Origin of the sequence: Fusibacillus kribbianus (genome assembly GCF_030053595.1) — a bacterium.
Taxonomy (GTDB): domain Bacteria; phylum Bacillota; class Clostridia; order Lachnospirales; family Lachnospiraceae; genus Lientehia; species Lientehia kribbiana.
In genome coordinates this window covers 226,392-252,220 of sequence record NZ_JASGBQ010000001.1, presented here as the reverse complement: position 1 = coordinate 252,220, position 25,829 = coordinate 226,392, and the positions used below count along the sequence as shown (strand labels likewise).

Annotated in this window: 24 protein-coding genes; 22 read left to right on the top strand and 2 right to left on the bottom strand. The window is 48.1% G+C overall.

Going from position 1 to position 25,829, the window contains the following annotated elements; translation table 11 throughout:
• Window positions 1–18: 18 nt before the first annotated feature.
• From QJ036_RS01250 to QJ036_RS01235, 4 genes are all read left to right on the top strand, one after another.
• A complete protein-coding gene (locus QJ036_RS01250) occupies window positions 19–2,394 on the top strand; it encodes a heavy metal translocating P-type ATPase (RefSeq protein WP_283229607.1) in 2,376 nt (791 codons plus the stop codon).
• A 216-nt stretch (window positions 2,395–2,610) separates the two neighbouring features.
• Window positions 2,611–3,990, top strand: coding sequence for an MATE family efflux transporter (locus tag QJ036_RS01245; protein WP_283229606.1), 1,380 nt, complete (start codon window positions 2,611–2,613; stop codon window positions 3,988–3,990).
• A 64-nt stretch (window positions 3,991–4,054) separates the two neighbouring features.
• Entirely contained in the window at window positions 4,055–4,699 is a 645-nt protein-coding gene (locus QJ036_RS01240; RefSeq protein WP_283229605.1) for a hypothetical protein, read from the top strand.
• Between the two features lie 92 nt (window positions 4,700–4,791).
• Entirely contained in the window at window positions 4,792–4,968 is a 177-nt protein-coding gene (locus QJ036_RS01235; RefSeq protein ID WP_283229604.1) for a chorismate--pyruvate lyase, read from the top strand.
• Window positions 4,969–5,072: 104 nt separating this feature from the next.
• On the opposite strand, the gene QJ036_RS01230 is transcribed toward QJ036_RS01235, so the two are convergent.
• On the bottom strand, window positions 5,073–6,104 hold the full coding sequence (locus tag QJ036_RS01230; RefSeq protein ID WP_283229603.1) for a uroporphyrinogen decarboxylase family protein: 1,032 nt from the start codon (window positions 6,102–6,104) through the stop codon (window positions 5,073–5,075).
• A 285-nt stretch (window positions 6,105–6,389) separates the two neighbouring features.
• Here QJ036_RS01230 and QJ036_RS01225 point away from each other — a divergent pair, with 285 nt between their 5' ends.
• The 3 genes from QJ036_RS01225 to QJ036_RS01215 all read left to right on the top strand — a co-directional run bounded on the left by QJ036_RS01225 (window position 6,390) and on the right by QJ036_RS01215 (window position 10,857).
• On the top strand, window positions 6,390–7,001 hold the full coding sequence (locus QJ036_RS01225) for a xanthine phosphoribosyltransferase (RefSeq protein ID WP_283229602.1): 612 nt from the start codon (window positions 6,390–6,392) through the stop codon (window positions 6,999–7,001).
• Window positions 6,998–8,320, top strand: a complete 1,323-nt coding sequence (locus tag QJ036_RS01220; protein ID WP_283229601.1) for a uracil-xanthine permease family protein — start codon at window positions 6,998–7,000, stop codon at window positions 8,318–8,320. Before QJ036_RS01225 ends, QJ036_RS01220 begins: the two co-directional genes overlap by 4 nt.
• 287 nt (window positions 8,321–8,607) lie before the next feature.
• Window positions 8,608–10,857, top strand: coding sequence for an excinuclease ABC subunit UvrA (locus QJ036_RS01215; RefSeq protein WP_283229600.1), 2,250 nt, complete (start codon window positions 8,608–8,610; stop codon window positions 10,855–10,857).
• A 29-nt stretch (window positions 10,858–10,886) separates the two neighbouring features.
• Here QJ036_RS01215 and QJ036_RS01210 read toward each other — a convergent pair whose 3' ends face one another.
• Complete coding sequence (locus tag QJ036_RS01210) at window positions 10,887–11,363, bottom strand: hypothetical protein (RefSeq protein WP_283229599.1); 477 nt, start codon at window positions 11,361–11,363, stop codon at window positions 10,887–10,889.
• A 90-nt stretch (window positions 11,364–11,453) separates the two neighbouring features.
• Here QJ036_RS01210 and QJ036_RS01205 point away from each other — a divergent pair, with 90 nt between their 5' ends.
• From QJ036_RS01205 to QJ036_RS01135, 15 genes are all read left to right on the top strand, one after another.
• A complete protein-coding gene (locus QJ036_RS01205) occupies window positions 11,454–12,296 on the top strand; it encodes a patatin-like phospholipase family protein (RefSeq protein WP_331487455.1) in 843 nt (280 codons plus the stop codon).
• 82 nt (window positions 12,297–12,378) lie between these two features.
• Entirely contained in the window at window positions 12,379–13,680 is a 1,302-nt protein-coding gene (locus QJ036_RS01200; RefSeq protein WP_283229597.1) for a rhamnulokinase, read from the top strand.
• Window positions 13,681–13,682: 2 nt separating this feature from the next.
• Window positions 13,683–14,510: a rhamnulose-1-phosphate aldolase gene (rhaD, locus tag QJ036_RS01195; protein ID WP_283229596.1), complete on the top strand. Its 828-nt coding sequence runs from the start codon at window positions 13,683–13,685 to the stop codon at window positions 14,508–14,510.
• A 204-nt stretch (window positions 14,511–14,714) separates the two neighbouring features.
• Window positions 14,715–16,064: an MATE family efflux transporter gene (locus QJ036_RS01190; RefSeq protein ID WP_283229595.1), complete on the top strand. Its 1,350-nt coding sequence runs from the start codon at window positions 14,715–14,717 to the stop codon at window positions 16,062–16,064.
• A gap of 46 nt (window positions 16,065–16,110) precedes the next feature.
• Window positions 16,111–16,905, top strand: coding sequence for a class I SAM-dependent DNA methyltransferase (locus QJ036_RS01185; RefSeq protein WP_283229594.1), 795 nt, complete (start codon window positions 16,111–16,113; stop codon window positions 16,903–16,905).
• A gap of 140 nt (window positions 16,906–17,045) precedes the next feature.
• Window positions 17,046–17,987, top strand: coding sequence for a PD-(D/E)XK nuclease family transposase (locus QJ036_RS01180; protein WP_283229593.1), 942 nt, complete (start codon window positions 17,046–17,048; stop codon window positions 17,985–17,987).
• Between the two features lie 128 nt (window positions 17,988–18,115).
• Window positions 18,116–19,042 carry an Hsp33 family molecular chaperone HslO gene (gene hslO / locus QJ036_RS01175; RefSeq protein ID WP_283229592.1) on the top strand — a complete coding sequence of 309 codons (927 nt, stop codon included), beginning with the start codon at window positions 18,116–18,118 and terminating at the stop codon, window positions 19,040–19,042.
• 147 nt (window positions 19,043–19,189) lie between these two features.
• Window positions 19,190–21,826 (top strand): pyruvate, phosphate dikinase, encoded by a 2,637-nt coding sequence (gene ppdK, locus QJ036_RS01170; RefSeq protein WP_283229591.1) that lies wholly within the window; start codon window positions 19,190–19,192, stop codon window positions 21,824–21,826.
• A 326-nt stretch (window positions 21,827–22,152) separates the two neighbouring features.
• Window positions 22,153–22,488: a helix-turn-helix transcriptional regulator gene (locus tag QJ036_RS01165; RefSeq protein WP_283229590.1), complete on the top strand. Its 336-nt coding sequence runs from the start codon at window positions 22,153–22,155 to the stop codon at window positions 22,486–22,488.
• A 132-nt stretch (window positions 22,489–22,620) separates the two neighbouring features.
• Window positions 22,621–23,844 carry a hypothetical protein gene (locus QJ036_RS01160; RefSeq protein ID WP_283229589.1) on the top strand — a complete coding sequence of 408 codons (1,224 nt, stop codon included), beginning with the start codon at window positions 22,621–22,623 and terminating at the stop codon, window positions 23,842–23,844.
• 3 nt (window positions 23,845–23,847) lie between these two features.
• Window positions 23,848–24,024: a hypothetical protein gene (locus QJ036_RS01155; RefSeq protein WP_283229588.1), complete on the top strand. Its 177-nt coding sequence runs from the start codon at window positions 23,848–23,850 to the stop codon at window positions 24,022–24,024.
• A 91-nt stretch (window positions 24,025–24,115) separates the two neighbouring features.
• Window positions 24,116–24,388: a helix-turn-helix domain-containing protein gene (locus QJ036_RS01150; protein WP_283229587.1), complete on the top strand. Its 273-nt coding sequence runs from the start codon at window positions 24,116–24,118 to the stop codon at window positions 24,386–24,388.
• Window positions 24,388–24,696, top strand: coding sequence for a hypothetical protein (locus tag QJ036_RS01145; RefSeq protein ID WP_283229586.1), 309 nt, complete (start codon window positions 24,388–24,390; stop codon window positions 24,694–24,696). Before QJ036_RS01150 ends, QJ036_RS01145 begins: the two co-directional genes overlap by 1 nt.
• Window positions 24,697–24,710: 14 nt before the next feature.
• Window positions 24,711–25,001: a hypothetical protein gene (locus QJ036_RS01140; protein WP_283229585.1), complete on the top strand. Its 291-nt coding sequence runs from the start codon at window positions 24,711–24,713 to the stop codon at window positions 24,999–25,001.
• 49 nt (window positions 25,002–25,050) lie between these two features.
• Window positions 25,051–25,829, top strand: a 779-nt coding sequence (locus QJ036_RS01135) for an IS256 family transposase (RefSeq protein ID WP_416388533.1), incomplete at its 3' end; no start/stop codon positions are given.

Here is a 25,829-nt window from a genome sequence, read left to right as displayed (position 1 = left end):
TTGACGAGGAGACCGTTTATGAAACAGGATAGAGAGTATTTGGAGCAGCATAAGTGCTGCTGCGGACATGACCATTCTCACGAACACGATCATGACCACGAAGGGGAATGCGGCTGCGGCCACGACCATTCTCACGAACACGATCACGAGGAATGTGGCTGTGGCCACGACCATCCTCACGAACATGATCATCATGAACATGGGAACGGGACGGAGACGGCCGGACCGGGTGAAAAGAAGGTTTATATACTGGAAAATTTAGGCTGTGCCCATTGTGCCGCAAAAATGGAAGAGAAGATCCGAAATCTTCCGGGAGTGTCGTCGGCCACCATTACCTATGCGACAAAGCAGCTGCGGATCCAGGGGGAGGACGTGGACAGACTGATCCCTGAGATAGAGAGGATCTGTACATCTATAGAGCCTGATGTAAAGGTGGTTCATAAGGATGCGGAAAAGACCGCATTCCATCAGGGCGAAGCTGCAAATGGAAAGAAAAACGGAAGAAGGGAACAGGAGGAGGTTTCCGGGGAGCGGAAGGATCTGGCTTGTATTCTTGCCGGGGCAGTGTTGTTTGCGGCAGGAGAGATATTGGAACACATGGGTTTTGATACAAGAGTAACTTTTTTCATTTATCTTTTGGCTTATGTGATCCTCGGAATTGAAATTTTATGGACAGCTTTTCGGAATCTGACAAAGGGGCATGTCTTTGATGAGAACTTTCTCATGAGTATTGCCACACTGGGAGCATTTGCTATTGGCGATTATCCGGAAGCGGTCGGCGTTATGCTTTTTTACCGGATCGGAGAATTTTTCCAGGAGAAGGCTGTGGCAAAAAGCCGCAGGCAGATCATGGAGGCCGTGGATATGCGGCCGGAGGTTGTCAGTCGGGTAGTCGGTGATGAGATCCGGGTCATTGGGGCCGGAGAGGCACGGGTGGGAGATATCCTCCTTGTGCGGCCGGGCGACAGGATCCCGCTGGACAGTGTGATCATCGAGGGAGAAAGCAGGATCGATACATCTCCGATCACAGGAGAGCCGGTGCCGGTTCATGTGGGGCGCGGGGCTCAGGTGATTTCCGGCTGTGTGAACACCTCCGGACAGCTTAAGGTTCGGGTAGAAAAAGTGCTGGAGGAATCCATGGTCACAAGGATTCTGGATTCTGTGGAAAATGCGGCGGCCAGCAAGCCGAAGATGGATCGATTCATTACCCGGTTTGCAAAGATATACACGCCTGTAGTGGTGGCTGCTGCGGCTGCGACAGCTGTGATCCCTTCTCTGGTGACAGGAGACTGGAATTACTGGATCTATACGGCGCTCTCCTTCCTGGTCATGAGCTGTCCCTGCGCACTGGTGCTCAGCGTGCCGCTGGCATTTTTTGCCGGGATCGGAGCAGGTTCCAGGAAGGGAATTCTGTTTAAAGGCGGTCTTTCCATCGAAGCCATGAGTACGGTAAAGGCTGTAGTCATGGATAAGACTGGAACCATTACCGAAGGGAATTTTGTCGTACAGGAAATTGTTCCGGCCACCGGAGGAATGGAACTTGACAGACGGACAGAAAATGCCTCGGATCAGCTTCTGGCTCTCTGCGCGGCATGTGAAAAACACTCGACACATCCCATCGCTGCCAGTATTACAGCCAGGGCAGAAAAAGAAGGACTTGTACTTGCAGAACCGGAAAGCCTGGAGGAAATTGCCGGCCATGGAATCCATGCGGTGGTGGACGGCAGGGAAGTCCTCTGCGGAAACAAAAAGCTGATGGATCAATACGGCATATTTTTGGAGGATGAGGAAACAAACTGTTTCGGTTCTGTGGTATATGTGGCTGTTGACGGTTTTTATACCGGCAGGATCACAGTCTCTGACACCATCAAACAGGGTGCGAAGGCGGCTGTCAGAAGCTTAAAGCAGAAGAATGTGGCGACAGCCATGCTGACCGGAGACCGCCAGGAAAGCGCCGGGGCTGTGGCGGAAGAAATCGGGCTGGATGAAGTGCGGGCGAAGCTTTTGCCGGAGGATAAGCTGTCTGAGCTTAAAAAGCTTCGGGAAAAGTATGGCTCTGTGATGTTTGTAGGGGACGGTATCAACGATGCTCCTGTTTTGGCGGGAGCAGATGTGGGAGCAGCCATGGGAAGCGGCGCCGATGCGGCCATTGAGGCGGCTGATGTGGTGTTTATGACCTCCAGCATGGAAGCGATTCCCCAGTCCATCGAGATCGCGAGAAGTACCAGACGGATCTCCTGGCAGAATGTGGTGTTTGCCCTGATCGTCAAGGTGGCGGTGATGATTCTCGGTCTCTGCGGCTTTGCCTCCATGTGGGCGGCTGTCTTTGCAGACACCGGGGTGGCAATGCTCTGTGTGCTGAACTCCATTCGGATCTTATATAAAAAGCAGTGAACAATTCTGCCTCTGATTTTGAGAATGTGACGCAGTAGCAGGGGCGAAAGACACCGGCAGCTCTGAAAAAATCTGAATTTGTGAAAAAAGCCCTTTGCAAATTTCCAAAAAAGTATGATATAATCCTTTTACAACGAGTAGCACTTGTGCGTAATTCCGGTTGCGCCTGTGCTGCTCGTTTTATTTTTTTGCTTAAAGAAAGGAAGGGTGAATCCAATGGAACATTCTAATCAATTTCTGGGAACGGAGCGTATCGGAACGCTGATGAAACGATATGCCGTTCCCTGTATCATTTCTCTTCTGGTCGGTGCACTTTACAATATTGTTGACCAGATTTTTATTGCCAATGCCAGTTACCTTGGCTCCTACGGCAATGCGGCAAACACCGTCGTATTTCCTCTGACCGTCGTTGCTCTGGCCATAGCGGTTATGATCGGTGACGGATGCTGCGCCTTTGTCAGTATCAGCCTCGGAAAAAAAGAACAGAAGATGGCAAAAAAGAGCGTTGGGAATTCGGTGGTTATGATTCTCGCAGGCAGCATCGTGCTGACTGCGGTTTATCTCATTTTCTCGGAACAGATCATTGCCATGTTTGGTGGAACTGTAAACTCGGAGACCTTCCGTCATTCCAAAGAGTATTTCTTCTACATCTCTCTGGGAATCCCTTTCTATATGTTCGGTCAGGCCATGAACCCCATTATCCGTGCAGATGGAAATCCCAAATTTGCCATGATCTCCACCCTGGCCGGAGCAGTGCTCAATATCATCCTTGATCCGGTGTTTATTTTTGTGTTTCGATGGGGAATGATGGGAGCAGCGGTGGCCACAGTGCTTGGTCAGGTCGTCACAGCCGCCCTTGCAGTCTGGTACCTGTTACGGATGAAGATCATAAAGCCTGCCAGAGAAGATTACCGGTTGTCCCGCTTTGTGTGCGGCAGGACTCTGCTCATGGGAATTACCAGTTTTCTCTCCCAGATCAGCCTGGTTGCAGCCATGGCAGCGATCAACAACATGCTTCGGAAATACGGAGCCATGGATGCGGTTTTCGGTCAGGAGGAATTTGCGCAGATTCCGATGGCAGTGGTAGGAATTGTCATGAAATTTTTCCAGATCGTCATTTCGATCGTGGTTGGAATGGCAGCAGGCTGTATTCCCATCGTTGGTTTTAATATGGGCGCAGGCAAAAAAGACAGAGTCCGGGAACTGTTTACAAAGCTTCTGATCGCCGAAGTGACAGTTGGTGTCATCGCTTTTATTCTGGCGGAATGCTTCCCCCGCCAGCTGATCGCCATCTTTGGCGCCGCCAACGAAAGCGTGTATTATACAGAGTTTGCCGTAAAAGCATTTCGTACCTATTTATGCATGGTGATCCTTGCCTGTGTGAACAAGGCATGCTTTATTTTTCTGCAGGCCATGGGAAAGGCGGCGGAGTCCACAGCTCTTTCCATGATCCGTGAGGTGGTATTCGGTGTGGGTTTTGCCCTTCTGCTGCCTGTGTTTTTTGGATTGAACGGCGTTCTTTATTCCATGCCGGTTTCTGATATCCTGACCTTTGTGATTGCGGTATTTTTGATCCACGGTGTTTATCGAAGCTGAAAATCCTGTTTTTTCTTGGCTATTGGTCCGGAGAAGAGTATAATGGACAAAAAGGAGCGTGGTCATGGGAGAGCAGGAATACTTTAAAAATGCGTTGTCCAATTTTATGTTTGAAGCGGCCAGCGGCGGAGCTATCCGTCATCTAGCGGATCTGGGCTATACGGTAAAGCAGATTTCAAAGAAGCTGGAATTTCCCACCCCCTATGAGAGGATCCGAAAAACGGTCTGGGAGCATCTGGTTGAAACCGGCGTTTTGCTTCTGGAAGAGCCCGGTAATGGAGGGCAGAAGGAAAAGGCGGATTTTGTAAAGGAAATTGATGCATATGGCAGAAGCAGCTTTCGCCGGGTCGTTCTTGAGAGCGGAGAAAGGGAAACAGTCCGCTGGAGAGTGAGGCAGTTCCGGGAACCGGATGCAAGGGGTCTGGCCACTGTGCTGGCTGAACGATGTGCCGGTCATGGGGATGAACGGGCATATGTTTCCTGCGATTTCGGGCTGCGAAGCAGAAGGGAGCCGGAGCGTCTGGAAGAGAGTCTTCAGGTCCTGGACGAGGACAAGCGGGATTATATCCAGGGACTCCCCTGGGAGCGGAGGCTGGTCTACCACAGACTGGACAGGCGTATGCGGGAGATCGTGATACGGTTATATGAGAATGGGGAATTTCATGGGAGCCTGTATTTTACGGACTGCGGGGAAAAACTTATATTGTAAGCGGTGAGAGGATATTGTAAGGCGCGGAAACAGGCGGTCGGAGGCCATCTGTCTTTGGCCGGAAGTTTAATTGCGTGACGGGAGGAAGAAGAATGTTCGAAACATGGTTTTATGTGGTGGAGAGTATTGACGGAGACTATGCAAATCTGAAAAGGACAGACATGGAGGTCGATGATCTGAAGCTGGTGGCAAGAGCACTGCTGCCGGAAGGAATTGCTGTGGGCAGCCGGCTGAAGTATGAGATGCTCCAGTATGAGCTGATGGAGTGAATGCAATGGTTTCATGAAAACAGAAGAAGGAGATGGGAAGCGATTCCCATCTCCGATGCATTAAAAAAGGCCCTCCTCGGAGAGCCTTTTCGTTTGTAAATCAATTAGTTGTTCTTTAACAGTCTTTCGGAGATCTCAGCAGCCTTCTCATATACCCAGTGGATATGCTCGTCCGGAGTATCCAGATGAGTTGTGCAGTCAGCGCCGATGATGATACCGGTTGTTCCGGCTTCATCTACGATCTTCTCTACGTAATCCTGGATCTCTTTCTTGGTTCCGGTGCAGATCAGGTCGGTGTTGTTGTTGCCGAAGCCGCCGATTACGCACTTGTCGTGGAACAGCTTCTTGCCCTCTGCAACGGGAACTTCCTCAGCATGAACTGCCCAGTTGATTACGCTGCAGTCATAATCTGTGTAGATGGACAGATTGTTCAGGTTGCCTCTCCATCCGCAGATATGAAGCAGGTTATCCTTTGCATAGGAGTTTGCTTTTGCAATGATTCTTCTCTCGCCGGGCGCTACATACTTGTTGTATACTTCGGGAGTGATTCCACGGTTGAAGCAGGATACGCTGAAGTAGATGCCGTCCATGATGCCTGCGCCGACGATCAGATCGATCAGTTTCTCAGTATAATCAGCTACCAGGTCAAGGGCGATCTGAGTTGCCTCGGGATCTTCCTTGATCAGCTTTACGATGGGAGCATCCAGGGTGCCCATGGTAAGCTCAGGATGGGTCTGATTCATTCTGTGGTTGATCTGGAAGGTGGGAGAGAATACGTTGTAGAACATTAAAATGTCATTTCCGTAGATCTCTCTGGTTGCCTTTGCGAATTCTACGGCCTTCTCCATGTACAGATCCATCTCGTCTGTAGCCTTCAGATTTCTGAGGTCGGAAGCGCAGTTCATATCTTCGTAGTTGAAAGGCATGAAGAATAATCCGTCGGTCATTACCTTTACAAAGTCAGGATCAAATTCTTCTTTGAATTTCTTTGCGCCCTCAAGGTTCTGAGCGATATATTCCGGATTATGTAAACCGTCTACCAGCTCATCGTCGAGGAAATGATGCCAGAAGCCTACCAGAAGCTTGTCTGTTGGCTCATTGTGAAATGTTTTTAAAACCAGTTCTTTTCTGTCCATAAGTGCCACCCCTTATTTTAGTATTTTTTATTATTATAAACGGTTTTTCCTTTCAAATCAAGTACTAATATCAGGCACTAATGTGATTAGTAATAATGGTATTTTGCAATAAACATGATGGATACCTGAACCGGAAAAATACTGAAACTGTGGGACAGAACGCTGATTCTGGAAATGACGGGAAATTAGTCATACAGCGATTGCCAAAGGCAGGGTAATATGATAAGCTTCTGGTGATTGATGTTTTAAATGAGCGATAAAAAAGAACACCGGGAGGGAGAAACGATGAATTTTTTGGAAAAACGGATCAGGGAGGATGGAATCGTTAAGGAAGGAAATGTGCTGAAGGTGGACAGCTTCCTGAATCACCAGATGGATATCCGGCTTTTTAAACAGATGGGGCAGGAGTGGAAAAGGCGGTTCGCAGACGCTCCGATCAATAAAATCCTGACGATCGAGGCCTCCGGCATCGGGATCGCCGCTGTGGCCTCGGAATACTTTGATGTGCCGGTGGTTTTTGCAAAAAAATCCAAGAGCATCAATATCGAGGGAGAAATGTATACGGCTGAAGTGGAATCCTTCACCCATAAATGCAGGAACCAGGTCATTGTCTCAAAGAAATTTCTGGGACCGGAGGACCATGTGCTGATTATTGATGATTTCCTGGCCAACGGCTGTGCGCTCCAGGGACTGATCTCCATTGTGCAGCAGGCGGGCGCTTCTCTGGAGGGAATCGGCATTGCCGTAGAAAAGGGCTTCCAGCAGGGAGGACGGGTGATCCGTAATCTCGGCTATCGCCTGGAATCTCTCGCTATTGTGGAAAGTATGGATGCACAGACCGGCGAGATCGTCTTCCGGGAGCAGGATGAAAACCAGGCAGGAGAAAAGATCTTATGAAAAAGCAGGAAGCTATTGAAAATATTTACCGGCTGGAGGGGCGGGTGCCTGTGGGAAAGGCAGTTCCCTTCGGCCTCCAGCATATTCTCGCAATGTTTGTAGCCAACATCGCTCCGATCATTATTATCGCAGGCGCCAGCGGACTGGATCCGGGACAGACCGCCAGGCTGATCCAGAGCGCCATGATCATAGCGGGAATCGGCACGCTGATCCAGCTTTTTCCGCTGTGGAAAATCGGATCCGGCCTTCCCATTGTCATGGGGATCAGCTTTACCTTTGTTTCCGTGTTCTGTTATATCGGGCCTGTTTATGGCTATAATGCCATTGTGGGCGCAGTTCTGGTGGGTGGTATCATCGAAGGCCTTCTCGGTCTGTTCGCCAGATACTGGATCCGGCTGATTACCCCCATTGTATCGGCCAGCGTTGTGACGGCCATCGGGTTTTCGCTGCTTTCGGTGGGGGCGTCTTCCTTCGGCGGCGGGAGCGGAAGCGCCGATTTCGGCTCTGCTTCCAACTGGATACTGGGAACGATCACGCTGCTTTGCTGTATTGTTTTCAACATTCTGGCCAAATCCTACTGGAAACAGCTCTCAGTTCTGTTTGGACTGATCGTCGGTTATCTCGTGGCAGTCTGTATGGGAATGGTGGACTTTTCCAGTCTGGAGGGAACCTCGATCGTGGCGTTTCCTTCTCTCATGCCCTTTAGGCCGGAATTCAATGCCAATGCGATCCTGTCGGTGGTGCTGATCTTTCTGGTATCGGCAACAGAAACCATCGGTGATACGTGTGCGCTGGCCACTTCCGGCCTGAACCGGGATGCGACAGAGCGGGAAATTTCCGGCTCGCTGGCATGCGACGGCTTTATCAGCGCCCTGTCCTCGGTGTTCGGCTGCCTGCCCATTACCTCCTTCAGCCAGAATGTGGGGCTTGTGGCAATGACTAAGGTGGTGAACCGCTTTACCATCGCGACCGGAGCAGTCATTATGATTCTGGCCGGGATCTTCCCCGTCTTCGGAGCTCTTCTGGCGACCCTTCCGGATGCGGTTTTGGGAGGCTGTACCATAATGATGTTCGGAACCATTGTGGTAAGCGGTCTGCAGATGATAAGCAAATGCGGCTATTCCCAGCGGAATATTACCATAGCAGCCCTCTCTCTCAGCACCGGGATCGGATTTACCCAGGTTCCGGAGATCTTCGATATTTTCCCCCAGCTGATCCGGAATATTTTCGCGGAGAATTGTGTGGCGGTCGTGTTTCTGGTGGCGGTTCTTTTGAATCTTGTGCTGCCGAAAAATATGGAGACGGCAGGCACGAAGTGACAGGTCTTCGGCAGTTTATAAAAATATTGGGAGTGTTGCACAATGACGTGAAATCAGAATGATTTTGAGTCAGGAGCAGCACTCCTTGACATTTCGGGACTGACTGTGTACTGCGGCGGCAGCCTATAAAACTGACACATATCTATGAATTTTCTGTCTATCTGCCGGCGGTCCTTTTGGGTATAATGATGCGGCAAGGGCTTTTCTGCCTGAATGGGGCAGAAAAAGTCGGGAAAAATTCTGCAGAGAATGTATCATAGAAGAAAACGAACAAGAAAGGAGTTTCTATGCCTGCAAAAGATGTTATGATTCTTCGGGGTCTGAACCAGAACAATCTGAAAAACGTTTCTCTGGATATTCCAAAAGGAAAAATCGTGGTTTTTACCGGTGTTTCCGGCTCCGGAAAATCCAGCATTGTCTTCGATACCATCGCGGCGGAAAGCCAGAGGCAGATGAATGAGACCTACACGGCCTTTATACGGGGACGGCTGCCCAAATATCAGAAGCCGAAGGCAGAGCGGATCGACAATCTGTCTGCATCGGTCATTGTGGATCAGTCGCGGCTGGGCGGAAATGCCCGTTCTACAGTGGGGACCATCAGCGACATGTATGCAGCTCTGCGGCTCCTTTATTCCAGGATCGGGACGCCTTATGTCGGAACAGCCTCATACTTTTCCTTTAATGATCCCAACGGTATGTGCCCGGAATGCTCCGGGATCGGGAAGGTAATGACCGTGGATATTGAGGGGCGTATCGATCCGGAAAAGACCTGGAACGAGGGAATGGCGGACCTGCCGGCCTTTCATGTGGGCAACTGGTACTGGAAACAGTATGCAGAATCGGGCCTTTTTCCACTGGACAAAAAATGGAAGGATTTTACGGAAAAGGAGCGTAACCGCCTGCTCTATGGCGCCGATACGCCGAATGGTAAACGCCTGTCAAAAAAGATGGACGGAGTTTCCCATTATCTTCACCGGATGCTGATCAACCGGGATACGTCAACGCTTAAGGAGGCGTCTGTGAAGCGGCTGATGTACCTGGTGGAGGAGAAGCCCTGTCCTGTCTGCAGAGGCAGAAGGCTCAATGAAGCTGCTCTTTCCTGCCGGGTAGCCGGGTACAGCATCGATGAGATGTGCGCCATGGAATTTACTGAGCTTTTGAAGGTGCTGAATACCATTGACGATCCCAGGGCGAAAACGATCGTAGAGACGCTGACTGCCTCCCTTACCCGCATGATCGAAATCGGTCTTCCTTATCTTTCCATGAATCGGGAATCATCTACTCTTTCCGGCGGGGAGGCTCAGCGTTTGAAGCTGGTGCGTTACATGGGGAGTGCGCTCACCGGACTTACTTACATTTTTGATGAGCCCAGTACAGGAATGCATCCGCGGGATGTGCATCGCATGACGCGGCTTCTTCAGAGTCTGAGGGACAGAGGTAACACAGTGCTGGTGGTGGAACATGACAGGGATGTGATCTCCATTGCAGACGAGGTCATTGATGTGGGGCCTTTGGCGGGTAAAAACGGCGGTGAGATCCTGTTTCAGGGAACCTATGAGGAGTTACTCCTTTCCGGAACCCGCACGGGAAACGCCATGCAGGAGCAGGTACCTCTTAAGGCTGTTCCCAGAAAGCCGAAGCAGCTTCTGGCTGTAGAAAATGCGGATGTCCATAACCTGAAGCATATATCGGTGGATATTCCGCTGGGGATCCTCACGGTAGTCACCGGTGTGGCAGGCTCCGGAAAAAGCTCTCTCATCCGGGATGTATTTGCAAAGCAGTATGCCGACCGGGTGGTATTGGTGGATCAGTCTCCGGTGACAGCAACCGGGCGTTCCACACCGGCCACCTTCCTCGGCTTTTTTGACGAGATCCGGAAAGTGATGGCTGCGGAGAATCATGTTCCGGCCTCTCTTTTTTCCTTCAACAGCAAGGGTGCCTGTCCGGTCTGCGGCGGCAGAGGCCAGATCGTCACGGAGCTGGTATTTATGGATCCGGTGACGACGGTCTGCGAAGCCTGTGAGGGCAGGCGGTACAGCAGTGAAGCCCTCTCCTATGAGCTGCGCGGCAGGAATATCGTTGATATTCTGGCGATGTCCGCCGAGGAGGCCTGTGAATTTTTCAAGGATAATAAAAAGATCCGGAAAGCTCTGGAAGCCATGATCGAAGTGGGACTGTCCTATCTCTCCCTTGGACAGCCGCTGTCCACTCTTTCCGGCGGAGAGCGTCAGAGAGTCAAGCTGGCCAAATATCTGGACAAGAAGGGGAATATTTACGTGCTGGATGAGCCAACCACCGGCCTTCATGCTTCTGATGTAAAGAAGATCATGGAGCTTTTGGACAGTTTGGTGGAACGGGGAAACACAGTGATCGTGATCGAGCATAATCTGGATGTGATGAAACAGGCAGATTATATCATTGACATCGGTCCCGACGGCGGCACGGCGGGCGGCGAAGTGGTCTTTACAGGAACACCGGAAGAGATGATCCAGCGGGCGGATACCATTACGGCGGAATATCTCAGAGGTTCTCTCTGACGGGAAATAACGCGAATGATACGGTTTGATTACGCAAACGGCTGCCTGAAAACCGCAGGAATATATTGAGCAGATGAGGGCGAGCTCTGCATCCTGCGGCATTTGCGGATTACCTTGAATTGAAAATGAGGAGTGCGGCAATTAAAACAATAAAAACAAGCAGCACAATTCCGGTAATCGGCATCATTTTTTTCATGGTTTCCAATTTGGAAAATCTTTTTTCTTTGATATCTCTGCTTAACAAAAATATAATAAAAATATTGGAAATACATTTGTATCGGCGATATAATTGTATCGGCAGTAATGGGAGGAAAAGTCAGAAATTCAATGATATATCCATCAGCCAGGTCTGCGGGGAGGCAGGCGTTGGCAGAGCGCTTTTCTATCGGAATTTTGACAGTAAGGGAGCTGTAATCAGCAGACACTTGAAAAGGACGCTGGATAATTGATGGATTGAAGCAATCCAGAAACCGGATTTCAACTTGATTGAAGCTGTTCTTTCCCATTATTGGAAACACCGAAAGAAATGGCTGAACTGTGGGAAAAAGCACAAAAGGAAACATCAAAAGAAAGAAGTGAATAAGGTGAAAAAAGGCTTGATATTAGAAGGCGGAGCGATGCGGGGAATGTTTACCGCCGGCATCATAGATGTGATGATGGAAAACGGAATCGATTACGATGGCGCAATCGGCGTTTCTGCCGGTGCTGCTTTCGGCTGCAACTACAAATCAAAACAGATCGGAAGAGTGATCCGGTACAATATGAAGTATTGCAATGACAGGAGATATTCAGGAATCGGAAGCCTGATAAAGACCGGAAACATCTACAATACGGATTTTGCTTATGGTGAAGTTCCTTTGAAATATGATGTGTTCGATTTTGATACCTATCAGAGCAATCCGATGGATTTTTATGTTGTGTGCACGGACATTGAAACGGGGAAAGCCGTATATCACAATTATGGAGGAAAAGACGATCATTGTTTTGACTGGATCCGGGCGTCTGCTTCCATGCCGATCGTATCCCAAATCGTGGAAATAGACGGTCAGAAGCTGCTTGACGGCGGAATTGCCGATTCCATACCGGTGAAATACTTTGAAAAAATCGGATATGATAAAAATGTTGTCGTTTTGACTCAGCCTGAACACTATCAGAAAAAGAAGAATAGTCTTATGCCCCTTTTACGGGTAAAATACAGGAAGTATCCAAAGCTTGTAGAAGCAATGGAGAAACGCCATCTTGTCTATAACCAGACGCTTGCTTACATTGAAGAACAGGAAAAGCAGGGGAAGCTGTTCGTAATTCGTCCCAAAGAGAAATTACAGATAGGAAAAGTCGAAAAGAACCCGGATAAGCTGAAGGAAATCTACGACATCGGAAGAGAAACGGCTGCTTCGCAGATTTCTGAAATTAAAGAATTTCTCAATACATATATTTAAAAGAATATTGAAAACTTTTTACCAGCTCTATACGGGAGTCTTTGAGCTGGAATGCATATTTTCCGAAACAGGAGGCATTGGAATGAACCGATATCTTGCCATTGACATCGGAGCTTCCTCCGGCCGGCATATTGTGGGCTGGAGAGAGGACGGAGGGCTCCGGACAAAAGAGGTTTACCGTTTTCCCAACGGGGCGCGGGAGGAAGGCGGACATCTGGTGTGGGATGTGGAGGCGTTGCTCCGGGAAGTAAAAAACGGGATCGGAGCTGCAAAGAGAACATTTTCCGACATTCGAAGTCTGTCCATCGATACCTGGGGCGTGGACTATGTACTGTTTCAGGGAGACAGGGAGCTGCTTCCGGTGTATGCTTACCGGGACAGCCGGACAGAGGACGTGATTGCACAGGTTCACGAGAAGCTGCCTTTCTCAGAGCTGTACCGCCGGACCGGCTGCCAGTTTCAGCCCTTCAATACGATCTACCAGCTCTATGCCGATAAAGTGTCGGGCAGACTGGACAAAGCGACGGACCTTCTGATGATGCCGGAATATCTGTTGTACAGGCTGTGCGGCGTCAGAGCCAGAGAGTATACAAATGCCACGACCACCGGCATGGTCAGCGCCCAAACCGGGGAATTCGATGAGGAAATTCTGAAGGCCCTTGGCTATCCGAAAAGCCTGTTCCCGAAGCTTTCCCGGCCGGGTACGGTGCTCGGGGAGTACGAGGGGATCCAATGCGTTCTCTGTGCCACCCATGACACGGCTTCGGCGGTGGAGGGCATTCCCATGGAAGGAAATGAGCCCTATATCTCCTCCGGAACCTGGTCTTTGCTGGGAGTAAAAACTCCGAAGCCCATGACGGATCCGGCCAGCGAAAAGGCCAACTATTCCAATGAGGGTGGAGTCGGCTACAATCGTTATCAGAAGAACATTATGGGAATGTGGCTGGTCAATGAGCTGCAGAAAGAGCTTTGTCCGGACCGTCCCTTCGGGGAGATCGTGAAAGCGGCGGAGGCCAGCGCCTGTCAGATCCTGGTGGATGCCAATGCTCCGGAGTTCTTTGCGCCGGCAAGTATGAAATCGGCTTTTGACCGGGCGGCGGGGCACAGGCTGAAGACAGAGGGCGATTACTTCCGCTGCGCCTACCGAAGCCTGGCCGACAGCTACCGGGCTGCCCTGGAGGAGCTGGAGCGGAATACCGGAACGACATACGGGAGGCTTTATATTGTCGGCGGCGGAGCCAAAAACACATTTTTGAACCGTTTGACAGAAGAAGCGACGGGAAAACAGGTGATTGCCCTTCCCATCGAGGCAACTGCCCTGGGCAATCTGAAGCTGCAGATGGAGAATATTTATAAAACGGCTTTACCGGCCGGAAGAGGTTGATTATGAAGAGTATTTTAGATGTCGATGTGATGCAGCGATATATCCGTATGTGTGATGACGGCTGGCTTCAGGGCTGGCATGAGCGAAACGGCGGCAATCTGAGCTATCGGATGAAGCCGGAAGAAGCAGAGCAGTGCAGGCCTTTTTTCTGCACTCCCGGAGAATGGGTTCCGATGGGGGTCACCGGACAAAATCTGGCAGGAGAGTATTTCATAACCACCGGAAGCGGAAAGTATTTCCGCAATGTGATCCTCGATCCTGTTCATTCCATCGGTATTGTGGAGATCAATGAGGAGGGGAACGCATGGAGGATCGTCTGGGGGCTCGAGGATGGAGGAAAGCCCACCAGTGAATTTCCCACTCATTTCATGAATCATTCCATCCGGTCGGCGGCCACCGGCGGAGCCTGCCGGGTGATCTATCACGCCCATATTCCCAATCTGATCGCCATGACCTACACCCTTCCGCTGACGGACAAGGCCTTCAGCCGTGCCCTGTGGAAATCGGCAACCGAGTGTCCGGTGGTCTTTCCGGACGGTGTGGGGGTGGTGCCCTGGATGGTTCCCGGCGGGACCCAGATTGCCCTTGCCACCAGCAAACTGATGGAGAAGTACGATGCTGCCGTCTGGGCCCATCACGGAGCCTTCTGCTCCGGCCCCGACTTTGACACGACCTTCGGACTGATGCACACCATCGAGAAGGCGGCGGAAATCTATAATCTGGTGATGTCATCCGGGCAGGGCCAGGTCCGCCAGACCATCACCGATGACAACCTGCGCGCCATCGCGAAGGAATTCGGTGTGGTGCTGAATGAGGAGTTTCTGGAGTAAGATTACAAAAACCCCGCAAGTACGCGCCTTTGCGCACCTGCGGGGTCTCAAAAGGGGAGGATAAGTATTTCTTTTTTCTTTGGTACTGTTTTAAGTATGCCCGGAAAAAGGAAGTTTATTCTCCTTTTTTAAAATTTTTTGAGCAGGATAAAAGATTGAGAATCCTTTTTCAATCCCTTATAATAAATCCGGGAGGAATGAAAAATGGCAAGACTTTCGGATATGACGGAAGGCAGCCCGGCAGGGCTGCTGCTTCGTTTTGCGATCCCGGCGGTGATCGGGAATATGGTAGAGCAGTTGTATATGGTGGCAGACAGGATCATCGTGGGAAGATATGTGGGAGCCCAGGCCTTTTCGGCCATTGGGTCCACCAGCGCCCTGATCTATGTGTTTATGGCGGTCTGTGTCGGACTGGAAAACGGGACCGGAGTCGTCGTGGCTCAGCATTACGGGGCTGGGAACGGTGAGCATGTGGCGTCGGCCATAAGAAACGGGTTGTTAACGGCGTTAGGTTCTGCTGTGTTCATGTCCTTTTTGTCACTGATCCTTGCAGCGCCGATTCTCAGGCTCCTTGGAACGCCGGAGGATCTGCTTTCCGATGCGGCATCCTATATGATGATTTATCTGGCAGGCCTTCCGGCCATTGCTGTTTGTTTTACTTCATTTCATATACTGCGCGCTCTTGGAAATTCCAGAATTCCCATGGTATTCCTTGTGGTGTCCAGTGTAATGAATGTGTTTTTGGACATGCTGTTTATTATCTGGTTCAGAATGGGGGTCGCAGGAGCAGCCCTGGCCACTGTGCTTTCCCAGACAACGGCAGCGGTGCTCTGCGTGATCTATGCGTATCGAAAGATTCCTTATTTTAAGGACGCTGTGAAAAAGGCGGGCTTTGACAGCAGTATTCTGGGACAGATCATCCGGCTGGCCCTTCCGTCGGGCGGCCAGTATGCCCTCACCTATGTTTCCGGCAGCGTTCTGCAGAGTGTCGTCAACGGCTTTGGACTGGCGGCCATTGGCGCCTTTACGGCTACCAATCAGGTGGATTCTCTGATTCGCCATATTTATCTGGGAATCGGTTCGGCAGTTTCGGCTTATACGGGACAGAATATAGGAGCCGGAAAGCAGGACCGGGTCCGGCTCGGCATGAATGCTTCCATGAAGATTCTGGCGGTGATCTCTGTGATCCTGTTCGGCGTGTTCTGGCTGGTCGGCCGTCCCATCATGAGTCTTTTTGTTACCGATGAAAGCATTGTGGAGATGGCGTCGGCGGGAATCCGGATCACCAGCCTGTTTTATATGGGCCTGGGAGTCAAGGAAGTGCTTCATTACCTGCTTTCCGGCGCGGGAGATGCGGTTTATCCCATGATCGGCGGAGTGGTGGAGGTGGTCTGCCGGGTCGGCCTGGCATTTCTTCTTACAGGAACGAAAGCAATCGGTGTATGGGGAATCTGGATGACAACGGGGCTGGTGTGGCTCATAGCGGCGCTTCTGGCTCTGTGGCGTTACCGAAGCGGGGCGTGGAAGGACAAGGCTCTTGTGCAGGGGCACTGATTTATGCTATACTTGGTAACAATGCTGTGGAAACAGGGGGATGAAGATGGGAGAAGAATGTCTGGCATACACAGGCTTTGCCGAGGTATATGACAAATTTATGGACAACGTTCCTTACGGGGAATGGTGCAGCTATCTTGTTGGTCTTTTGAAAAGGTATGGCTGCAGCGGCGGGCTTGTGGCGGAGCTGGGCTGCGGCACGGGAAGTCTGACCGAGCTCCTTGCAGAGTCCGGATATGACATGATCGGCATTGACAATTCGGAAGCCATGCTTGAGATCGCCATGGAAAAGCGGGCAGAGTCGGGCCGTGATATTCTTTATCTCCTTCAGGATATGCGTGAATTTGAGCTGTATGGCACCGTAGGAGCCGTCGTCAGTCTCTGCGACTCCATGAATTATATCACGGAGTATGAAGAACTGGTTCAGGTGTTCCGTCTGGTGAATAATTATCTGGACCCGGGCGGTGTGTTTATATTTGATCTCAATACGGAATATAAATACCGGGAACTTCTGGGTGACAGGACTATTGCCGAAAACAGGGAAAACGAAAGCTTTATCTGGGATAATTATTACGATGAGGAAAGCAGGATCAACGAATATGAGCTGACTATCTTTGTTCGTGAGGCAGGGTGCGGGCAGGAGGAGCTTTACCGGAAATTTGAGGAAGTCCATTTTCAGCGGGCCTATTCCATGGAGGAGATCCGGGCAGCCCTTTCCGAGGCTGGCCTTAAGTTTCTTGCAGTTTATGATGCCTTTACAGAGAATCCTCCGGAAGAAAACAGCGAGCGGATCTATGTGATCGCCGGGGAGCAGGGGAAAATTACGGGTGTACAGTTCTGAAGGTGCTCTTCTGATCCGATATGAAGTTCGCAGATCGTCTTTTTGCTTAAAAACGTTAAAATCTTTACTTTCGTTTTAATAAATAAAGTGTTAGAATAAAAGCAGATCATTTCCTGTAAATTTAAGAAAGAGGAATATACTTGGTCAAAATCCATGCAGATGCGATCAGTGGGATGAAAGCGCAGTATGATGAGGCGGCGAAAAGGCTGCTGGCTCAGAAATCTATTTTGGCACTGATCTTAAAGCATACGGCAGAGGAATTTATGGAAATGACAGAAGACGAAATTGAGGCATGTATTGAGGGGAAACCTGAAATCGCTTCGATGAGTGTGGAGCCTGGAGAAATTTTGAAAACTGAAATTACAGGTATTTCCACAGAAAGTACGGTTCCCGGGGAAGGGAAAATTACATATGATATCCGGTTTGTCGTATATAAACCGGGAGAACAACAAAAGATAAAATTGATTATAAATATTGAGGCACAGAAAAAATGGGATCCCGGATATGCAATTGTGACAAGGGGAATTTTTTACTGTGCCCGTATGATTTCAGAACAAAAGCATAGAGAATTTGAAAAATCAGATTACGACCGAATAAAAAAAGTCTATTCTATCTGGATCTGTATGAATGGCCCAGCGGGAGAGGAGTGTGGAATCGCCTCTTACCGGTTTACAAAAAAGGATTATCTCGGGCAGCTTCCGGATGAAAAGCAGACATACGATAAGATGGAGGTGGTCGTAATAACGCTGAATCCGGAGAAACAATCGGAAAACCAGATGGTGAAAGTTCTGAATGTGCTCTTTTCTGATATTATGAATGTGGAGGAAAAGAGAGAGCAGCTGCGGGAGTATGGTGTGACTTTGGATTCAAAAAGGACTGAGGAGGTGGATGTAATGTGCAACTTATCAGATCTGATTGAAGAACGTGGGATTGAAAAAGGAATTGCGCAAGGAATTGAAAAAGGAATTGCGCAAGGAAAACGGCAGATGATTATGGAATTGATTCAGGCTGGGGTACTGACCTCTCAGGAGGGAGCCAAATGGCTTGATAAAAGAATGGACGAAGCGGAAACGGATAATTGAAACAGCAATAGGAAATGATCAAATAAAATCAGAGCAGGCGGCCGGAACCTGCTCTGGTTTTTTCTTTCAATTTGTGATATACTCATCCGGAATAAAAGGATGATAAAAAAATTTGGAAAGGAATCGATATGGATAAAAAACGGAATCAGGAATTGTCCGGCAATGACTATATTATCCGGGCCACGGCGGCCGACGGGCGGATCAGGGCCTTTGCGGCTACCACAAAAAACCTGGTGGAGGAAGCCAGAAGACGCCATAACACCAGTCCGGTGGCAACGGCGGCTCTCGGGCGTCTTCTGACAGCGGGAGCCATGATGGGAAGTATGATGAAGGGGGAGAAGGATGTGCTGACCCTTCGGATCCAGGGAGACGGCCCCATCGGCGGGATTACCGTTACGGCAGGGGCAAACGCGGATGTGAAAGGATGCGTGGTGAATCCGGAGGTCCTCATCCATGCCAACGCCAGGGGAAAGCTGGATGTGGCCGGTGCCGTGGGCAGAGGAACCCTGACTGTGATCCGGGATATCGGATTAAAGGAGCCTTATTCCGGACAAATTGATCTGGTCAGCGGGGAGATCGCCGAGGATCTCACCTATTATTATGCGGTATCGGAGCAGACTCCTTCCTCGGTGGCCCTGGGAGTTTTGATGAACCGGGAAAATACGGTCCGTCAGGCGGGCGGTTTTATCCTGCAGCTGATGCCCGACGCTGATGACAGCCTGATCGATGCGCTGGAGGCGCATCTGGCCGGAATCACCTCCATTACCTCCTTCCTGGATGCCGGGAAGACCCCGGAAAATATTCTGGAGGACATTCTGGGAGAGTTCGGGCTGGAGCTCCTTGACCGGATTCCGACCAGATTTTTCTGCGACTGTTCGGAAGAGAAGGTGGAGAAGGCTCTTGTGAGCGTGGGGAAAGAGGAGCTTACGGATATGATCGCTGCCGGAAAGCCGGTGGAAGTGACCTGCCACTTCTGCAATGAACATTACCAGTTCGGGCCGGAAAAACTGCAGCAGATCCTGGACCGGCTGGAACGTCAGGCGGCTGATAAATAATTACTAAATATTGTACCGAAAAATATACAAAAACTATAAAAAATGGCAAAAAAATGGTTTGCGGACAAGCTATTCTATGTTATACTAATATCAGCAGGCGGGCCAACCTGCTGTTTAATGTCTAAAAATACAGGAGGGATTTTGAACATGGCAAAATGGGTATATTTGTTTTCTGAAGGCAATGCCAGCATGCGTGAGCTGCTTGGCGGCAAGGGTGCCAACCTTGCTGAAATGACCAAGATCGGTCTGCCTGTACCTCAGGGCTTCACTATCACTACTGAAGCCTGCACACAGTATTATGAAGACGGTAGAAAGATCAACGACGAGATCATGGCTCAGGTTATGGAAGGCGTTGCAAAGATGGAAGAGATCAATGGAAAGAAATTCGGCGATCATAAGAATCCTCTGCTCGTTTCCGTTCGTTCCGGCGCTCGTGCATCTATGCCTGGTATGATGGATACAATTCTTAACCTTGGTCTGAACGATGACGTAGTTGCAGCTATGATCGCTGGCAACCCTGATCCTACCTTCGAGCGTTTCGTTTATGACTCTTACAGACGTTTCATTCAGATGTTCTCTGACGTTGTAATGGAAGTCGGTAAGAAATACTTTGAGAAGCTCATCGATGAAATGAAAGAAGCTAAGGGCGTTAAGACCGATATCGAGCTTACCGCTGCTGACCTTAAGACTCTGGCTGAGCAGTTCAAGGCTGAGTACAAGAATCAGCTGGGAAGCGACTTCCCTGCAGATCCTGTAGAACAGTTAAAGCTTGCTATCGAAGCTGTATTCCGTTCCTGGGACAACCCTCGTGCAAATGTTTACCGGCGCGACAATGATATCCCTTATTCCTGGGGTACTGCAGTTAATGTAATGCCCATGGTATTCGGTAACTTAAATGATCAGTCCGGTACCGGTGTAGCATTTACCCGTGATCCTGCAACCGGCGAGAACAAGCTGATGGGTGAGTTCCTCATCAATGCACAGGGCGAGGACGTAGTAGCAGGTGTTCGTACTCCTATGCCCATTGCTCAGATGGAAGAAGAATTCCCCGAAGCATACGCTGAGTTCATCAAGGTTTGCGAACTCCTTGAGAACCATTATCATGATATGCAGGATATGGAGTTTACTGTTGAGAACAAGAAACTCTATATGCTTCAGTGCCGTAACGGTAAGAGAACCGCTCCTGCAGCTCTGCAGATCGCTTGTGACCTGGTAGATGAAGGCCATAAGACTGAAGAAGAAGCAGTGCTGATGATTGATCCTCGTAACCTTGACACTCTGCTTCATCCCCAGTTCGATGCAAAGACTCTGAAGGCTGCAACTCCTATCGGCAAGGGTCTTGGTGCATCTCCCGGCGCTGCTTGTGGTAAGGTTGTATTTACCGCTGATGATGCAGTGGCCTGGGCTGAGAAGGGTGAAAAGGTCGTTCTTGTTCGTCTTGAGACCTCTCCCGAAGATATCACCGGTATGAAGGCAGCTCAGGGTATCCTGACTGTTCGTGGTGGTATGACCTCCCATGCAGCAGTAGTTGCACGTGGTATGGGTACCTGCTGTGTATCCGGCTGCGGCGACATCCTTATGGATGAGGAAAACAAGAAATTTACATTAGCAGGACAGGTATTTACCGAAGGTTCCGAGATCTCCATTGACGGTACCACCGGTAACATCTACGCTGGTATCATTCCTACCGTTGATGCTTCCATCGATGGCAACTTTGGCCGCGTAATGGGCTGGGCTGACAAATTCAGAAAGCTGAAGGTTCGTACCAATGCTGATACTCCTGCAGATGCGAAGAAGGCTCGTGAGCTTGGTGCTGAAGGCATCGGTCTCTGCCGTACTGAGCATATGTTCTTTGAAGAAGAAAGAATCGCAGCATTCCGTGAGATGATCTGTGCGGATACTGTTGAAGAAAGAGAAACAGCTCTTGATAAGATCCTTCCTTATCAGCAGTCCGATTTTGAGAAGCTCTATGAGGCTCTCGAAGGAAATCCTGTGTGCATCCGTTTCCTGGATCCGCCTCTGCATGAGTTCGTACCTACTGAAGATGCTGATATCCAGAAGCTGGCAGATGCTCAGGGCAAGACTGTTGAGCAGATCAGGGCTATCATCGACAGCCTTCATGAATTTAACCCTATGATGGGTCATCGTGGATGCCGTCTTGCAGTTACCTATCCCGAGATCGCAAAGATGCAGACCAAGGCTGTTATCCGTGCAGCAATCAACGTATCTAAGGCTCATCCTGAATGGACTATTAAGCCTGAGATCATGATCCCTCTGGTAGGCGAAGTAAAAGAGCTTAAGTACGTTAAGAACTTCGTAGTAGAGACCGCTGATGCTGAGATCGCAGCAGCAGGCGTAAATCTTGAATATGAAGTTGGTACCATGATCGAGATCCCCCGTGCAGCTCTTACCGCTGATGAGATCGCAACTGAGGCTGACTTCTTCTGCTTCGGTACCAACGATCTTACTCAGATGGCATTCGGTTTCTCCCGTGATGACGCTGGTAAGTTCCTTGGTGCATACTATGACGCTAAGATTTACGAGAACGATCCTTTCGCTAAACTGGATCAGACCGGTGTTGGCAAGTTAATGGATATGGCTATCAAGCTTGGCCGTCCTGTTAACCCTGCACTTCACGTTGGTATCTGCGGCGAACATGGCGGAGATCCTTCTTCTGTAGAGTTCTGCCATAAGCTTGGTCTTGACTATGTATCCTGCTCACCTTACCGTGTGCCGATCGCAAGACTTGCTGCAGCACAGGCAGCTATCAGCGAGGCACGTTAATTGAGCCAACATGTTTTTTAGGAACTTTTGAGATCCCAAAGGATTTCATGAGGAAGAGCGGAAAGCTATATTATGGCGAACACCGTGCATTCCGGTTCCCGGAAAAGCTTGAATTTAAGCTATTTCTAGTATAGGGAGTCTGTTACAGACTCCCTATATTTTTTTATCTAAAAATATAAGGTGCTATAAACGGATTAGTATATCTGAATCTGTTGTTTGCATTTTTTTGAAACGTTCGAGGTATTTTAACAAGAAAATTTCCCGAGCGCTTTTTTGCGTTTGGGACAAAAGCGGAAACATGTTTCCGGTTGAAGGAGGTTTAAAAAATGTCGAGTTTTACAGCAAAAATGATAAAAGAGGCAAGGATTAATGCTAATCTGTCACAAGAAGAAGCAGCAAAAGCGTTAGGTATTACAGACCGAACTCTAAGGTCATTTGAAAACAATCAACATCCAGTTTCGGTTGATGATTTATTGAATATGGCTAAGCTTTATAAAACGGACGTAAGGGAGTTCATCCTAGAAAACTATGTTGAGGAAAAAGAAGAGCAGATTCTATGTAATCGGTATGGTTCTTTCCTAAAATTATTTGATCAGCTATCGGATAGAGACAAGGAAGATGTAGTTTGGGTAATCAAGCAAAGAATCAATGGCACAATATAAATATATGCTAATAGCATATACCAAAATGTGATAGAATAAGCATATGCATTACGCATATGCTTATTTGTTATATACGAGATTATATGCTGAGTGTATGCTTATATCAAACAAGTGATATGGAGGTGTCTTTCGATGTATAGAACAGAGGAAAGCAGCAAAATAGGTGAATATATTGGAAAGCTGATTGCTAGAAAGTATGGTGCGGATCGTCAGTTTGCAATTGAGTATATAAAGTTAAGAGATGGGATTGATGAAGAGCCGGCCTCAGACGAAATTCAACGTGTAGCAAACAAAATATGTCAGATGAAAAAGATCGGAAAGGGAATACAGATTAATGATTTGCCAATTCTCTCAGAGTTATTGGAAGTTTCTGTTGATAGTATTCTCAGTGCTGGAAAGGTAGCCAAGCCAGCTCCTACCAGGACGACAAATTATTCTGTTGCCTTTTCTAAAGACAAAAAGGTTTGGCAGGAATATATCGACAGACCGGATAGGCTTATACTTAATGAAGACGAATATGGAAAAAATGTAATCGACTATGCTATAGGGTTTGGCAATTATGGTCTCATAAAATATTTGATAGATAACGATTATATTTATTTGATTGATGAGGATCAGCAAAAATATTGGGGAACATTTGGATCAGGTACAACTATAGAGAGAAGACCGCCTTTTGAGTATGATTTGCTTGAATATAAGATGAAGCAGAATGATAGCCTGAGAACAAGTATTATAGCTTTGGCCTTAGAGAATAAAGATTATGAGATTCTTGATGAAGCAAAGGCGAGAGAAATACCTTCCCTATATGAAGCATCTTATTTCTATGGCACAGCTCTGGATGTTAAGAAGTATTACAATCAGCAGTTTATGGATCAGGTTGCCAGGGCATCGGATGAGGTGTTGGTGTACTTCTCATCAGAATTTGAGATAGAGACTAATAGGAAAGCTTTATGTAGATTGACTTTCCCTTATTTAGGAAAGCTGATTGATATGGCAATTAAGGCCGATAGAAAAGCTACAGCAACTATGTTAAAGAATGCTTTGAAGCATAACCAAGATGTGTTAAAGGAACTAAAAAAGATTGGCAAAGCTGCTGAAGATTCATTTTCTAGTATTCGACAGTATATGGATGAAAAATCTCTTATGGAAGGAATAATGCAGGATTATCATTTTTATGAAGAGAATGATACAGTGTGCTTTCATTCGGGGATAAATTCAGCCGGGAACTTCCAGGGATTATTCTCGACTGTTGTACGAGTAAGTGCTTCATCTAAGGATGAATATATTAAATCTTTGCTTGATGATGTTAATCGTTCATACAACCAGGTTAAGAATTTTGTTTACAAGGAGGTTTGATTTATGTGTAAGAGCTTTATGGATATGGAAGACGGAGATTTTTGTTTTACTACATCTGACAATATGGCAATGGACTCTGAGGGGCATATGATGATGCGTATGGGTGATAACATGGCTATGGATATGGACTCGGGTGAATTACATATGGTTTCTTCATGGGATGACGATGATGATGAATAGGTGATTTCTTTTGCATTTTCGTTGACGTATACGGAATCCGTGTATATAATAAAGGCAGGTATATACGAAATCCGTATACAGGAGGTGCAAGATGAAAGACTTAGAGTATATCGTAAACGGAATCATTGTTGAAGATGAGAATAAGGCAGAGCAAGATGAAGCCAGAAAGAAAAGAATGCTTGCATCTGCTTTTGTAATGGTAAGAAACAAGACCGGTATGAATCGCAAAGAGTTCGCTGCATGGCTCGGAATACCTTATCGAACGATGCAGGATTGGGAACTCGGTAATTCTCAGGTTCCTGAATATGTTCTTAGACTCGTTGCCTATAAGGTAATGATTGAAAAGGAAAGGGGGAACATATAATGAGAACACTTAAAGCGATTTTGATGGCACCGGTAAGAGTAATCGTATTTTTTACACAGATTGTATTAACGTTGGGTGTAGTTATATTTGGCGCAGCCGGTGGTATTGTTACAAAGGCTGGAGAAATAGTAGGAGGGCTTTTGATTTTAGGAAGCCTTCTTTGTGTTGCAACCGGACAGGTTTCCGGAGATATCTTTTTAAAGATGTTCCTTGGTGGAGTTGCTTTTGCTGCAGTTCCGGCTGTAATAACTAAGCTTGGTGAGGAAGGAATCCTTTGGGCGAAGGATGCCCTTTATAAACTGGTATAAAGGAAGTGCTTGTGATGAATTTATTAGATATTTGTAGAGAGTTTAGAACTGCAATTGAGGTTGTATGTGACGAAAGAGGTTTTTCGATAAAAGATAGGATGCATAGATTCCCTGGCGGATGCTGTGATGATACTTGTGATCTTTTTGCATACTATTTGAATGAAGAATATGGAATTCATACAAGGCAGTTAGTAAAGATATATGAACCGGATGAACCTGAAATAAGATGTAATCATGTAGTTCTATTGTTAGATGATGATAATATAATTGTGTTAGCATCGGGGAGTTTCCCAAAGTTTGTGTAAACCTCTGAATTGATGTAAGATAATCTTATTCAGTTCGGAGGTTTTATTTATGGCACGTAGAAAAACGGATTCACCTCAGAAAGCAGCTCTTCGAGAAATGATGACAAGCTTTCTCAAAGAAAACGACATCAAGGTCAAAGATGGTACGGATGTTAATTCCATTATGCGCGACATGATGTCTATTATCCTGGAAGGTACTTTGGATGCCGAGATGGATGAAGAACTCGGATATTCCAAGTACGACTATAAGAATAAGGATACTGACAACAGTCGAAACGGCTATTCATCCAAAACAATGCATACCAGTTACGGAGATATGGAAATTGATATTCCCCGGGATCGCAAAGGCGAATTCGAACCTCAGGTGATAAAAAAATATCAGAACACCGTAACGCAGGACATGGAGGAAAAGATCATTTCCATGTATGCGAAAGGCATGTCTACATCTGACATCGAGAGTCATATGCGAGAACTCTACGATATCGAGATTTCTGACAGCACAATCAGCCGCATCACGGACAAGATCCTTCCTCTTGTCAAGGAATGGCAGGAACGTCCGCTTGAGGAAGTCTATGCTGTTGTCTTCATGGATGCCATCCATTATCACGTCCGTAGTGAAGGACGTATCGTTAAAAGAGCTGTCTATATCGCTATCGGTATCGATATGTCCGGAAAAAAAGATGTCCTGGGCATGTATGTCGGAGAAAATGAGAGTGCCGCCAAAAAGTCCGACAAGTACTATCTATTGGTCTTGAAACGTGAGAGTAAAAGAGGCTGTATGTACGGGTCCTGTAGAAAAAAAGGCCTGTATAGCTATGGCTATCGCTA

Excerpts from the sequence above, each read along its gene's own strand:
- QJ036_RS01250 (WP_283229607.1), top strand. The coding sequence starts at position 19 with ATGAAACAGGATAGAGAGTATTTGGAGCAGCATAAGTGCTGCTGCGGA.
- QJ036_RS01245 (WP_283229606.1), top strand. The coding sequence starts at position 2,611 with ATGGAACATTCTAATCAATTTCTGGGAACGGAGCGTATCGGAACGCTG.
- QJ036_RS01240 (WP_283229605.1), top strand. The coding sequence starts at position 4,055 with ATGGGAGAGCAGGAATACTTTAAAAATGCGTTGTCCAATTTTATGTTT.
- QJ036_RS01235 (WP_283229604.1), top strand. The coding sequence starts at position 4,792 with ATGTTCGAAACATGGTTTTATGTGGTGGAGAGTATTGACGGAGACTAT.
- QJ036_RS01230 (WP_283229603.1), bottom strand. The coding sequence starts at position 6,104 with ATGGACAGAAAAGAACTGGTTTTAAAAACATTTCACAATGAGCCAACA.
- QJ036_RS01225 (WP_283229602.1), top strand. The coding sequence starts at position 6,390 with ATGAATTTTTTGGAAAAACGGATCAGGGAGGATGGAATCGTTAAGGAA.
- QJ036_RS01220 (WP_283229601.1), top strand. The coding sequence starts at position 6,998 with ATGAAAAAGCAGGAAGCTATTGAAAATATTTACCGGCTGGAGGGGCGG.
- QJ036_RS01215 (WP_283229600.1), top strand. The coding sequence starts at position 8,608 with ATGCCTGCAAAAGATGTTATGATTCTTCGGGGTCTGAACCAGAACAAT.
- QJ036_RS01210 (WP_283229599.1), bottom strand. The coding sequence starts at position 11,363 with ATGGGAAAGAACAGCTTCAATCAAGTTGAAATCCGGTTTCTGGATTGC.
- QJ036_RS01200 (WP_283229597.1), top strand. The coding sequence starts at position 12,379 with ATGAACCGATATCTTGCCATTGACATCGGAGCTTCCTCCGGCCGGCAT.
- rhaD (WP_283229596.1), top strand. The coding sequence starts at position 13,683 with ATGAAGAGTATTTTAGATGTCGATGTGATGCAGCGATATATCCGTATG.
- QJ036_RS01190 (WP_283229595.1), top strand. The coding sequence starts at position 14,715 with ATGGCAAGACTTTCGGATATGACGGAAGGCAGCCCGGCAGGGCTGCTG.
- QJ036_RS01185 (WP_283229594.1), top strand. The coding sequence starts at position 16,111 with ATGGGAGAAGAATGTCTGGCATACACAGGCTTTGCCGAGGTATATGAC.
- hslO (WP_283229592.1), top strand. The coding sequence starts at position 18,116 with ATGGATAAAAAACGGAATCAGGAATTGTCCGGCAATGACTATATTATC.
- ppdK (WP_283229591.1), top strand. The coding sequence starts at position 19,190 with ATGGCAAAATGGGTATATTTGTTTTCTGAAGGCAATGCCAGCATGCGT.
- QJ036_RS01165 (WP_283229590.1), top strand. The coding sequence starts at position 22,153 with ATGTCGAGTTTTACAGCAAAAATGATAAAAGAGGCAAGGATTAATGCT.
- QJ036_RS01160 (WP_283229589.1), top strand. The coding sequence starts at position 22,621 with ATGTATAGAACAGAGGAAAGCAGCAAAATAGGTGAATATATTGGAAAG.
- QJ036_RS01155 (WP_283229588.1), top strand. The coding sequence starts at position 23,848 with ATGTGTAAGAGCTTTATGGATATGGAAGACGGAGATTTTTGTTTTACT.
- QJ036_RS01150 (WP_283229587.1), top strand. The coding sequence starts at position 24,116 with ATGAAAGACTTAGAGTATATCGTAAACGGAATCATTGTTGAAGATGAG.
- QJ036_RS01145 (WP_283229586.1), top strand. The coding sequence starts at position 24,388 with ATGAGAACACTTAAAGCGATTTTGATGGCACCGGTAAGAGTAATCGTA.
- QJ036_RS01140 (WP_283229585.1), top strand. The coding sequence starts at position 24,711 with ATGAATTTATTAGATATTTGTAGAGAGTTTAGAACTGCAATTGAGGTT.